The organism is Actinokineospora sp. PR83 (assembly GCF_021056305.1).
Lineage (GTDB): Bacteria > Actinomycetota > Actinomycetes > Mycobacteriales > Pseudonocardiaceae > Actinokineospora > Actinokineospora spheciospongiae.
In genome coordinates, this window is sequence record NZ_JAJCXD010000049.1 from 69,396 (window position 1) to 79,983 (window position 10,588).

The 10,588-nt window shown below is 73.2% G+C and carries 11 protein-coding genes; 4 read left to right on the plus strand and 7 right to left on the minus strand.

Annotated elements, in window-relative coordinates:
* Window positions 1-11 precede the first annotated feature (11 nt).
* Together L6E12_RS17710 and L6E12_RS17715 are read right to left on the minus strand one after the other, a co-directional pair.
* Entirely contained in the window at window positions 12-809 is a 798-nt protein-coding gene (locus L6E12_RS17710; RefSeq protein WP_236229028.1) for a CPBP family intramembrane glutamic endopeptidase, read from the minus strand.
* Window positions 810-834: 25 nt separating this feature from the next.
* On the minus strand, window positions 835-1,617 hold the full coding sequence (locus tag L6E12_RS17715) for a DUF2470 domain-containing protein (RefSeq protein WP_374201897.1): 783 nt from the start codon (window positions 1,615-1,617) through the stop codon (window positions 835-837).
* Window positions 1,618-1,735: 118 nt separating this feature from the next.
* Here L6E12_RS17715 and L6E12_RS17720 point away from each other — a divergent pair, with 118 nt between their 5' ends.
* Window positions 1,736-2,836, plus strand: a complete 1,101-nt coding sequence (locus L6E12_RS17720) for a hypothetical protein (RefSeq protein ID WP_236229029.1) — start codon at window positions 1,736-1,738, stop codon at window positions 2,834-2,836.
* A 43-nt stretch (window positions 2,837-2,879) separates the two neighbouring features.
* On the opposite strand, the gene L6E12_RS17725 is transcribed toward L6E12_RS17720, so the two are convergent.
* The 3 genes from L6E12_RS17725 to L6E12_RS17735 are packed head-to-tail and all read right to left on the minus strand — an operon-like array spanning window position 2,880 to window position 5,619.
* Window positions 2,880-3,557 (minus strand): IclR family transcriptional regulator, encoded by a 678-nt coding sequence (locus L6E12_RS17725; protein ID WP_236229030.1) that lies wholly within the window; start codon window positions 3,555-3,557, stop codon window positions 2,880-2,882.
* A complete protein-coding gene (fahA, locus tag L6E12_RS17730) occupies window positions 3,557-4,756 on the minus strand; it encodes a fumarylacetoacetase (protein ID WP_236229031.1) in 1,200 nt (399 codons plus the stop codon). Before fahA ends, L6E12_RS17725 begins: the two co-directional genes overlap by 1 nt.
* Window positions 4,753-5,619, minus strand: coding sequence for a hypothetical protein (locus tag L6E12_RS17735; RefSeq protein ID WP_374201899.1), 867 nt, complete (start codon window positions 5,617-5,619; stop codon window positions 4,753-4,755). Before L6E12_RS17735 ends, fahA begins: the two co-directional genes overlap by 4 nt.
* 67 nt (window positions 5,620-5,686) lie before the next feature.
* Here L6E12_RS17735 and L6E12_RS17740 point away from each other — a divergent pair, with 67 nt between their 5' ends.
* The gene (locus tag L6E12_RS17740) at window positions 5,687-6,862 is read left to right on the plus strand and encodes a homogentisate 1,2-dioxygenase (RefSeq protein ID WP_236229033.1); all 1,176 of its coding nucleotides are present in this window, start codon (window positions 5,687-5,689) and stop codon (window positions 6,860-6,862) included.
* Between the two features lie 360 nt (window positions 6,863-7,222).
* On the opposite strand, the gene L6E12_RS17745 is transcribed toward L6E12_RS17740, so the two are convergent.
* On the minus strand, window positions 7,223-7,408 hold the full coding sequence (locus L6E12_RS17745; protein WP_236229034.1) for a hypothetical protein: 186 nt from the start codon (window positions 7,406-7,408) through the stop codon (window positions 7,223-7,225).
* Window positions 7,409-7,483: 75 nt separating this feature from the next.
* Here L6E12_RS17745 and L6E12_RS17750 point away from each other — a divergent pair, with 75 nt between their 5' ends.
* On the plus strand, window positions 7,484-8,230 hold the full coding sequence (locus tag L6E12_RS17750) for a hypothetical protein (RefSeq protein ID WP_236229035.1): 747 nt from the start codon (window positions 7,484-7,486) through the stop codon (window positions 8,228-8,230).
* Here the strand turns inward: L6E12_RS17750 and L6E12_RS17755 are convergent.
* Window positions 8,223-8,810 carry a TMEM165/GDT1 family protein gene (locus L6E12_RS17755; RefSeq protein ID WP_236229036.1) on the minus strand — a complete coding sequence of 196 codons (588 nt, stop codon included), beginning with the start codon at window positions 8,808-8,810 and terminating at the stop codon, window positions 8,223-8,225. The genes L6E12_RS17750 and L6E12_RS17755 overlap by 8 nt on opposite strands.
* 305 nt (window positions 8,811-9,115) lie before the next feature.
* Between L6E12_RS17755 and L6E12_RS17760 the strand changes: the two genes are divergently transcribed.
* Window positions 9,116-10,588, plus strand: coding sequence for a cytochrome ubiquinol oxidase subunit I (locus tag L6E12_RS17760; protein WP_236229037.1), 1,473 nt, complete (start codon window positions 9,116-9,118; stop codon window positions 10,586-10,588).

Consider the following 10,588-nt stretch of genomic DNA (forward strand, 5'->3'; position numbering starts at 1 on the left):
GCTCCGCTGGATCAGGGGAGCCAGGAGACCTCGTCGCGCAGCGCGGCGTAGCCGACGAAGGCCACCACGTCGATCAGGGCGTGCGCGATCACGAGGGGCCAGAGGCGGTTCGTCCGCTGCCAGACGCGGCCGAAGACCAGGCCCATCAGCACGTTGCCGAGGAACCCGCCGAAGCCCTGGTAGAGGTGGTAGGAGCCGCGCAGGACCGCCGCCACGACCAGCGAGCGGTTCTCGCTCTGGCCGAGTTGCCGCAGCCGGGTGATGAGGTAGCCGACGACCAGCGCCTCCTCCGCCCACGCGTTGCCGATGGCGAGCAGGACCAGCACGACCGGGCGCCACCAGGCGTCGTTCAGGGTCGTCGGTGCCACGGCGAGGTTGATGCCCAGGCCGTAGGCGAGCAGGTAGAACCCCAGGCCGGGGATGCCGATGAGGGCGGCCAGACCCAGCCCGCCGAGGGCGTCCCACATCTTTCGGGACGCGTCCAACCCGATTGCCGCAAGCGTGAAGCCCGCCCGGTACAGCAGGTACACGCCCAGCGCGCCCCACGCCGTCAACCGGATGACGCCGACCAGTTGCTTGAGCAGGTCCAGCACACCCAGGTCGGCCTGCGGGACGTTGATCGCCACCGTCTGCTGGCTCAGCGCCACCGGCTGCAAGAGCGAGTCGACCAGGGACAGCAGGCTGCTCAGGCCCGTGAGACCGAGGGTGATGGCGAAGACGATGAGCAGCTCGACGCGGATGAGGCGCCGTTCTCGCGGGTCGTCGACCAGCCACCGGTCCGGGCGCGGGGGGAAGAACCAGGCTCGCACCCGGCGAAGCTACCCGGGGCCGCGGTCAGGTGCGCTGCGCGGCCAGGAAGGGGCAGCCGACCAGCCTGCGCAGCTCGGTGCTCAGCTCGGCGGGGGTGCCCACCGGGCGGGAGAACGCGAGCCGCACGTCGTGGTCGGCGTCCGTCGCCTCCACCCGCAGCCGCAGGCCGAAGCGGTCCAGGCCCAGCGGGCGGACGTGGCCGCCGCGCAACTCCTCCGGCAGGTGCCGCACCAGGGCGCCCACCACGTCGGTGTGGGAGACCTCCAGGTGCCGCAGCCAGCCCGCCTCCTGGGCGGCGAACGGGTCGGGCTCGGCGGCGGCGAAGGCGTCGAGCGGCACCGGGTGGGTGCCCTCCCCGTCGGCCAGGACCAGCGAGGCCGGGACGAGCTTGAGCAGGGCGGCGCCGTGGCCGAGGTCCAGCAGCCGCGGGTCCGGCCGGTCGGCGGCGACCACCACGGCCAGGGCGCGGGCCTCGTCGTCGGACAGGGCGCGGAGCCAGCCGGTGATCCACAGCAGACCGCGGATGGACTCGCGCAGCGGGACCGGCGCCGGGTCGGCCAGTTCCACCATGGTGGCCAGTTCGCCGCGCGGCGCCTGCCAGGCGGTGGCGACCAGCTCGTGGTCGTCGGGCAGCAGGACGCTCACCGAGGCGTCGGCGTGCACGTGGTGGACCAGCGGGGTGAAGCGGTCGGTGCGGGTGGGGTCCCCCGCGGGGACGAGGGTGGCCCGACCACCGAGGGCGGCCATGGTCCTGGCGCGCTCGGGGGGTTGTGGTGCCGGGGGCCGCGGGGCGTCTGCTCTGCTCACTGGCACACCTCCTGGGTTAGGTAACCCTAACTTGCCGGGGCGCCTCCGCGAAAGGCGGTGTCCGCACATCCCACCAACTGGTTACGCTGCCGAGACATCGCACCAGGGTGGAGGGTTGATGAGCGCGACGCAACGGGAGGCGCCCGCGGTCGAACCGCCCACGGACGTCCCGGCACTGTCCGATGGGGTCACCGGGCGGGCGCTGCGGGCGCTGCGGCTGCCGCTGTTCGCCCTGCCCGCCACCGCCCTGGCCTTCGGCGCCCCCGCCGCCTGGCTGGCCGCGGCGGGGGTGTCCTGGCTGGTCGTGGCCGTGCTGACCATCGCGGCCCTGGCGTTCGTGATCGCCTCCCTGCTCACCGCCCACCTGTACGGGATGTGGTTGCGGCCCGCGGCCCGGCTCCTCGCGACGCAGCCGTGGCGGCGGGCGGCGGTCACCGTGTTCCGACCCGCCCGGGGGAGGACGCCGCTGCTGGTGACCGAACCGGACGGCACGCGGCACGCGCTGGTGGCCGCCGCGCTGCCGTGGGCGGTGCAGCAGGTCTTCGCCCGCACCGGTCGGGTGTGGCTGGTGGGACCGGACGCGGGCGGCTGGGTCGCGCTGCGCTCCTCGGGGCTGGCGCTGCCGCTGGGCGCGGCCAGGGTGACGACCGCGGACGTCGCCGCGGGGTACGAGGTCGAGGTGGCGCAGCCCGCCCCGGTGCGGGCGCCGGTCGCCGCGGCGGACGCGGTGGTGTCGCGGCTGATCGCCGGACCGCGGCGGCGGTCGCGCACCGAGCTGATCGCCCCGACCGTCCTGCTGGTGTTCGCCGGGGTGGTCATCGCCGACCTGCTCGGGCGGGACTTCGCCGGGGAGCTGCTGGAGCTGACGCTGTTCGTGCTGCTGGCGACGCTGCTGCTCGCCGGGCTGCTGGCCTGGCGGGTCCGGAAGGTCCGCTACTGGGCGAAGGTGGACCGGATGCTCGGCGTCGGCGGCTGGACCCCGGTCCCCGCGACGCTGGCGGAGTCCGCTGTCGACGGTGGGCCGCGGACGGTGACCGCGCAGGCCGTCGTGGCCGGGCGGACCGTGCCGGTGACGCTGCCGCGGGCCAGTCAGGCGCTGCGGGCGAACGTGGCCGGGACCGGCAAGCTGTGGGTGGCGGGGGTGCCCGCGCCCGGTGCGGAGGCCGTCGCCGGGCTGCCCGGGTACCCGTACCTGAACCTCGCCCGGTTCGGGCCGTGACCGGACCCGTTGCCGGGGAGGGGTTTCCTCGGCGCAGATTTCCTCAGCGCAGCGCCTCGGCGATCAGCCGGGCCGCCTCCACCACGGCGGGGCCGACCGCCTCGGCGGCCATCGGCTCGAAGCTGACCACGCCCACGCTCGCCCGCAGGCCCAGGACGCCGCGCACCGGGGCCGCGACGCCGTGCGCGCCCGGTTGCAGCTCGCCGGTGCTCTTCGTCCACGGCGCCTCCTCGGCGCGCAGGCCGATGGCCCGCCCGGCCGCGCCCCGGTGCAGCGCGTGGCGGGTGCCCACCCGGTAGGCCACGTGGTAGGTCGTCCACGACGGTTCGACCACCGCCACGGCCTGCGCCTCGTCCCCGTCGGCGACGGTCAGGTGCGCGGTGGCGCCCACGGCCTCGGCCAGCTCCCGCAGGACGGGCAGGGCGGCCACCCGAAGCTGCGGCGCGACCTTCGCCGCCAGTTGCAGCAGGCCCAGGCCCAGGCGCACCTTCGAGCCCTCGCGCCGGACCAGGCCGCGGGCCTGCAACGGCACCAGGAGCCGGTAGACCGCGGCCCGGCTGGCGCCGATGGCCACGGCGAGGTCGCTGATGGTGGGCGCCTCGGTGTCCGCGTCGGCCACCGCCTGCAACAGGGCCAGGCCCCGGTCCAGGGTCAGCGAGCTCTCCTTCCCCGCCGCCGGGGCCGGGCGCGGCGCGGGACCGGTGGACCGGATGCCGGGCATCAGGGCGCTGCCACCACGGTGCCGGTGACCTCGGCCAGGCCGATGACCGAACCGTCCGGGCCGGGGGCGGTGGCGGTGATCGCCACCGTGTCGCCGTCCTCCAGGAAGGTGCGGGTGCTGCCGTCGTCGAGGGTGATCGGCTCCTCGCCGCTCCAGCTCAGCTCCAGGAACGAACCGCGCTGGCGCTTCTCCGGGCCGGAGACGGTGCCGGAGGCGAACAGGTCACCGGGGCGGACGGTGGCGCCGTTGACCGTCATGTGCGCGAGCTGCTGGGCGCACGAGTAGGCCATGCCCGCGAAGTCGGGGCGGGAGACGACAGTGCCGTTCCAGACCACCTCCAGGCGCAGGTCCAGGCCCCAGTTCTGGTCCTCCACCAGGTAGTCCAGCCGGGGGTGACCGGGGTCGGGCACCTTCACCCGAGCCGCGGCGAAGGCGTCCAGCGGGGTGATCCAGGCGCTGATGGAGGTGGCGAAGGACTTGCCGAGGAACGGGCCCAGCGGCACGTACTCCCACGCCTGGATGTCGCGGGCGGACCAGTCGTTGACCACCGCCACGCCGAAGATGTGGTCCGGGGCCGACGAGGTCGACACCCGGCCCGCCACCGGGCCGCCGCAGACGAAGCCGATCTCGGCCTCGATGTCGAGCCGGGTGCTCGGGCCGAACTCCGGCCCCTTCGCCCCCCGGCGCTGCCCGTGCGGGCGGACCACGTCGGTGCCGGACACCACGACCGTGCCCGCCCGGCCGTGGTAGCCGACCGGCAGGTGCGTCCAGTTCGGCAGCAGCGGCTCGGCGTCCGGGCGGAAGATGCGGCCGACGTTCTCCGCGTGGTCCCGCGACGAGTAGAAGTCCACGTAGTCGCCCACGGTGAACGGCAGCCGCGTGGTCGTCCCGGCGAGCGGCAGCAGGACCGCGCCCGCCGGGGCGGCGGTGGCCGTCACCAGCTCGCGCAGCCGGGCGCGCAGCACCGACCACGCGGGCCTGCCCGCCGCCAGCAGCGGGTCGAGCGACGCCGCGGCGACCAGCCCGCGCAGGTCCGGGGCGAACTCGGCCGCGATCGGGCGCAGCGGCAGCGCGTGGTCGCCGACCCGCACCGCCACCGAGGGCCCGTCCGGGGTCTCCACGACCCCGTAGGGCAGCGTCTGCGGCCCGAACGGGGCCGCGGCGGTGAACGCCGGGTCGTCGATCCAGGAGGCCGTCACAGCAGGCCCAACCCTTCCAGGTCGGTCGCCGGGTCGGTCAGCGAGCAGGAGCCGTAGGAGCCGAAAACCGCGCGGACCGCGTGCGCGGCCTGGTCGCTGAGCCCGCCCGCCTCCTCGGCCAGCAGCTTGCCGTCGGTCTCCGACAGCGCCGCGCGGACGTCGCCGCCGGAGAGCAGCCGGGCCGTGGCGACCAGCAGGTTGAGGAACCCGTGGTGGGTGAAGCCGGTGGCCTCGTCGGTGTGCCGGACGGCGTTGTGCAGGCCCGCGGTGGCCTTGAACGACGCCTCGCCCGCGCTGATCACCGACAGGAAGTCGGCGACCTCGTCGACGCTGGGGAAGGCCTCGTGGCTCAGCCCGCCGGTGCGGATCTTGGGCCAGCTGCCGTGCTCGACGACCCGGCGGATGCCCTCCAGCCACTCGGCCCCGCCGCGGCGGGGCTCCACGACCCGGATGACGTCCTCGGGGACGAACTCGTTGACCCGCTCCAGCCAGACGTCGTCGATGTCGGCTGGGGCGGGCATCTCGACCATCCGCAGCGCGAGCAGCTCGGCCCGCGACTCGACGATCGACAGCGCCTTCGGCACCCCGCCCAGCCCGGTGTCGATCACCAGCGAGAGCGCGACCGGTTTCGCCGGTTTCGCCTTCACCAACTCGGTGATCAGCTCGGGCAGGCGGGACGCCTGGCACAGGAACAGGCCCATCAGGCCCGCGCGCTCGCCCGCCCGCCCGTCGAGGTGCAGGCGCACCGCGTCGGGCATGGCGGCGTTCCCCGGGGGGAACAGGGCGGCGTCGTCGACAAGCCGCGCGAACAGGGGCGGAATGCCGCGAGGGCCGGGCGGAGGCAGGGGAACGGCGCTTGACACGGCTGACACGCTAGTAGCGTACCGGCAACTGAACAAAGATGTCCGACTAACGGACACCGGAGGAGTTATGCCTTACTACCGCCAAGTCGGGCAGATCCCCAGCAAGAGGCACACAACCTTCCGTTCACCGGACGGTTCCCTCTACGCAGAAGAGCTGATGGGCGTCGAGGGCTTCTCGGCGGATTCGGCGCTGCTGTACCACCGGTACCCGCCCACCGCGATCGTCGACGCGGTCGCCGTCGACGACTTCCGGACCCCGCTGGCGCCCAACCGCCCCCTCAAGCCGAGGCACCTGCGCACCCAGGAGATGCAGTGGGCCCCGGGCACCGACGCGGTCACCGGTCGGCGCACCCTGCTGGGCAACGCGGACGTGACGATCTCCTTCGTCGTGGCCTCCGCCCCGAGCCCGCTCTACCGCAACGCGGTCGGCGACGAACTGCTCTACGTCCAGGGCGGCGCCGCCACCGTCGAGACCACCCACGGCGCACTGGCGGTCACCGACGGCGACTACGTGGTGATCCCCACCTCCACCACCTACCGGGTGCTGCCCGAGGGCGACCTGCGGCTCTACACCGTGGAGGCGACCGGGCACATCGGCCCGCCCAAGCGCTACCTGTCCACCCGCGGCCAGTTCCTGGAGCACTCCCCGTACTGCGAGCGCGACCAGCGCGGCCCCACCGAGCCCCTGCTGGTCGAGGGCACCGACGTCGACGTGCTCGTGCGCCACCGCTCCGGCCTGACCCGCTACACCTACGCCCAGCACCCGTTCGACGTGGTCGGCTGGGACGGCTGCCTGTACCCGTGGGCGTTCCACATCAGCGACTTCGAGCCGATCACCGGCCGCATCCACCAGCCGCCACCGGTGCACCAGACCTTCGAGGGCCCGAACTTCGTGGTCTGCTCGTTCGTCCCGCGCAAGGTCGACTACCACCCCGACGCGGTCCCGGTCCCCTACAACCACGCCAACGTCGACTCCGACGAGCTGATGTTCTACGTCGGCGGCGACTACGAGGCGCGCAAGGGCTCCGGCATCGGCATCGGCTCCCTGTCACTGCACCCGGCGGGCTTCACCCACGGCCCGCAGCCCGGCGCCGCCGAGGCGTCCCTGGGCGCCGAGCGCTTCGACGAGACCGCGGTCATGGTCGACACCTTCCGCCCCCTCGACCTGGCAGACCCGGAGATCACCCGCGAGGACCCCCGCTACGCCTGGTCTTGGGCCCGCCGGGGGCCTGACTGGGATTAGAACCCCATCAAAGCCGCCCGCCTGCCCGGCGGCTGCCCACGCCGAACCCCGCCTGCCGCCGCCGACCACATCTAAACCGGCGGCCCCGGGACCGGCCACGCCGAACTCCCACCAGCGCAGCCGCCAACCACCCCACCAACCACCCCGCCACCCCGCCACCCCGCCACCCCGCCAGCCCGCCAGCCCGCCAGCCCGGCGGCCCGGCGGCCAGCCACCAGCAGCCCCACCGGGCGCAGCGATACCCAGCCACCCAACGAACCGCCGGCCCGGCTACGGGTATGCCCGGGTGGGTGGATTTGCTTGGGTGGGGAAGGCGATCATGTTGCTAGCCTGCCCTGGCTGTGAGGCACTCTTTTCGCCTCACTCGGTCTCACTGGGCACATGATCGCCGTAGGGGCCCCGCCCAAGCGGATCCACCCACCCGGGCACCACCAGAAAAATCCCGGGCTCTTCAACACGGACACGGCCGAGCAGATCGACCCACCCGGGCACCACCACCAAAATCTCGGGCTTTGAGCTCAGGTGCAAGGCCGGTTTGCCGTCCACGAGTGCTCCGAGCCGGCACCATCGGTCGGGTTCCGCCCGCGGGTCCCGGACCCCGCGACTTCCCAGGGGGCCTGAATGGGGTACGCGAAGCACCTGGTCGAACCCTGGGGCCTGCTCGTGGCCACCGTCGCGGGCGGCGCCGCCTGGGCCGCCCACCTGCCTGCGCTCACAGCCGCCGGGATCGGCGCGGGGGTGCTGCTGCTCAAGGTGGCCCTGTTCGGGCGCTCCAAGCGCGAGCGGGAACCGGCAGAGCGGCAGCGGCCGATCGTGGAGGTGGACCGGTTCAGCGACGAGGCGGGCTGGTTGCGCCGCGCCGTCGACGCCGAGCGGGAGTTCGCCGAGGTTGCCGGGGCGTTGCCGCCGGGGCCGTTGGCCGAGCAGGTCGTGGGCATGACCGCGACCGTCAACGGCACGGTCGACACCCTGCACCGCCTCGCGGGCCGGGTGACCGCCACGCACCGGGCGCTGGCCCGCGTCGACCTGGGCACCCTGGCCGCCGACGACCGCAGGTTGCGGGCGGCCAGGACCAACGCCCGCGCCGACGACGTGCGCGCCGAGCTGGACAAGGCCCTGGCCTCGGTGCGCGACCAGCGGGAGGTGCACGGCAGGCTCACCGCCGCCCGCGACCGGCTGCTGGCCCAGTTGGAGTCCGGGGCGATCGGGCTGGCGGGTCTGGTGGCCCGCGCGGTGGAGCTGGCGACCTCGCCGCCCGCGTTCCCCGAGGCCGACCCGGTCACCGACCTGGCCGAGCGGTTGGAGGGCGTCCGGCGCGGGGTGGCCGAGACCGACGAGACCACCCGCCGCGTCCTGGGGCTCACGTGAGTTCGGTGATCGCCTCCACCAGCAGCCAGGCGCCGAAGACGAAGAACAGGACCGCCGCGCCGTAGCGGATGGCCTTCTCCGGGAGGTTGCGGCCCAGGGCGCGGCCGATCACGATCGCCAGCGCGTCGGCGGCGACCATGCCGACCGTGGAGCCCAGCCACACGCCGAACCAGCCGTAGTCGGTGGCCAGGGTGATGGTGGCGAGCATGGTCTTGTCGCCGAGTTCGGACAGGAAGAACGCGGTGCCCACGGCGATCACCACCGACTTGGTGACCCGGCTCGCCTTGGCCTTCTCGTCCTCGGTCAGCTCGTCGCCGCGCAGGGTCCACAGGCCGAAGGCGAGGAAGGCCAGGGCGGCGGCCAGGTTGATCCACCCGGTGGGCAGCGCCGAGCCCAAGCCGTGGCCGATGGCCACCGAGGCCAGGTGCACGACGGCGGTGGCGGCGGTGATGCCGACCAGGACCGGCCAGACCTTGTACCTTGTGGCGAAGGTCAGTGCCATGAGCTGGGACTTGTCGCCCAGTTCGGCGACGAAGATGACCCAGAACGACACGAGAGTGCTGACGACGACCGCGTCCATCGGTGCGCTTACCCCTGACCTGATTTCAGGCCGGACCTCGGACGCGCGCGACCTCGATCCGGCACATGGCTGTGCCTGGATCGAAGGTCTCGCCCGCCTCGGATCTCCCGGGGCCGCCCGACCGGACCCGGCGAGCCGGGTCAGTATGTCGATCGGGGCGTTGGGGGCTACTCCCCTTCTACCGCGGGTCAGCATAGCCGATCGGGGCGCCCGCACCAGGTGGTCCCGCTCACGGGACCTACGTCCCGGTCGAGGGGGACCCGCAGACCTGGGAACGGGACCCGGACCGGCGGACCCTGTGTGGTGTGGACGTACTCGACCTGGCGCGGTGGCAGTTCGGCATCACCACCGTCTACCACTTCCTGATGGTGCCGCTGACCATCGGTCTGGCGGTGCTGGTCGCGGGCATGCAGACGGCGTGGGTGCGCACCGGCGACGTGAAGTACCTGCGGATGACCAAGTTCTGGGGCAAGTTGATGCTGGTCAACTTCGCCATGGGCGTGGTCACCGGCATCGTGCAGGAGTTCCAGTTCGGCATGTCCTGGAGCGAGTACTCCCGGTTCGTCGGCGACGTGTTCGGGGCGCCGCTGGCGATGGAGGGACTGGTCGCGTTCTTCGTCGAGTCCACGTTCCTGGGGCTGTGGATCTTCGGCTGGGACCGGTTGTCCAAGCGGGTGCACCTGGCCTGCGCGTGGGCGTTCTCGCTGGCCACGATCGCCTCGGCGTACTTCATCCTGGCGGCGAACTCGTGGATGCAGCACCCGGTGGGGGTGGAGCTGGTCGACGGGCGGCCCCGGCTGACCTCGATCTGGGCGGTGCTGGGCAACAACACCGCGCTGACCGCCGTGCCGCACGCGATCGCGGGCTGCTTCGCGGTGGCCGGGGCGTTCCTGGTCGGCATCGGCACCTGGCACCTGTGCCGCCGCGAGCCCGAGGACCAGCCGGTGTGGCGGGCGTCGGTGAAGCTCGGCGGGGTGGTGGGGCTGGTCGCGTTCGCGGCGCTGGCGCTCAGCGGGGACGCGCAGGGCAAGCTGATGTTCGAGCAGCAGCCGATGAAGATGGCCGCCGCCGAGGCGCTGTGCCACACCGAGCAGCCCGCCAGCTTCTCGGTCTTCGCCGTCGGTGACGTGTCGCGGCCGGACTGCGAGAGCGTCAAGTCCATCACCGTGCCCGCGCTGCTGTCCTTCCTGGCGCACAACGACTTCACCACCGAGGTGCGCGGCATCGACCAGCTCGTGGCCGAGTACCAGCGGGCTTACGGCACCAACTACCCGGTCGACGAGCGGCTCGGTGAGCTGTCGGGCAAGCCGGTCGACTACGTGCCGAACCTGCCGGTCACCTACTGGGCCTTCCGGTTCATGATCGGCTTCGGTGCGCTGTCGGCGCTGACCGGGGCGGCCGTGCTGTGGTTCACCCGCAAGGGCCGGACCCCGCGCTCGAAGTGGCTGCCCCGGCTGGCCCTGGCGGGCATCGCCACCCCGTTCGTGGGCAACAGCTTCGGCTGGATCTTCACCGAGATGGGCAGGCAGCCGTTCGTGGTGGCACCCAACCCGTCCGGTGTGGACGGTGTGTGGCTGTTCACCGCGCGCGGCGTCTCCGGGGTGACCGCGGGCGAGGTGCTGACCTCGCTCATCGCGCTGACCACCGTCTACGCGGTCCTCGCCGGGGTGGAGTTCTACCTGATCAGGCGGTACGCGCGGGCAGGCGTGGCAGGCGTGATGCCGCCGAAGGACACCGACGACACCGAGCCGGGCGACAAGCTCGCGTTCGCCTACTGA

Excerpts from the sequence above, each read along its gene's own strand:
- L6E12_RS17720 (WP_236229029.1), top strand. The coding sequence starts at position 1,736 with ATGAGCGCGACGCAACGGGAGGCGCCCGCGGTCGAACCGCCCACGGAC.
- L6E12_RS17725 (WP_236229030.1), bottom strand. The coding sequence starts at position 3,557 with ATGCCCGGCATCCGGTCCACCGGTCCCGCGCCGCGCCCGGCCCCGGCG.
- L6E12_RS17740 (WP_236229033.1), top strand. The coding sequence starts at position 5,687 with ATGCCTTACTACCGCCAAGTCGGGCAGATCCCCAGCAAGAGGCACACA.
- L6E12_RS17750 (WP_236229035.1), top strand. The coding sequence starts at position 7,484 with ATGGGGTACGCGAAGCACCTGGTCGAACCCTGGGGCCTGCTCGTGGCC.
- L6E12_RS17755 (WP_236229036.1), bottom strand. The coding sequence starts at position 8,810 with ATGGACGCGGTCGTCGTCAGCACTCTCGTGTCGTTCTGGGTCATCTTC.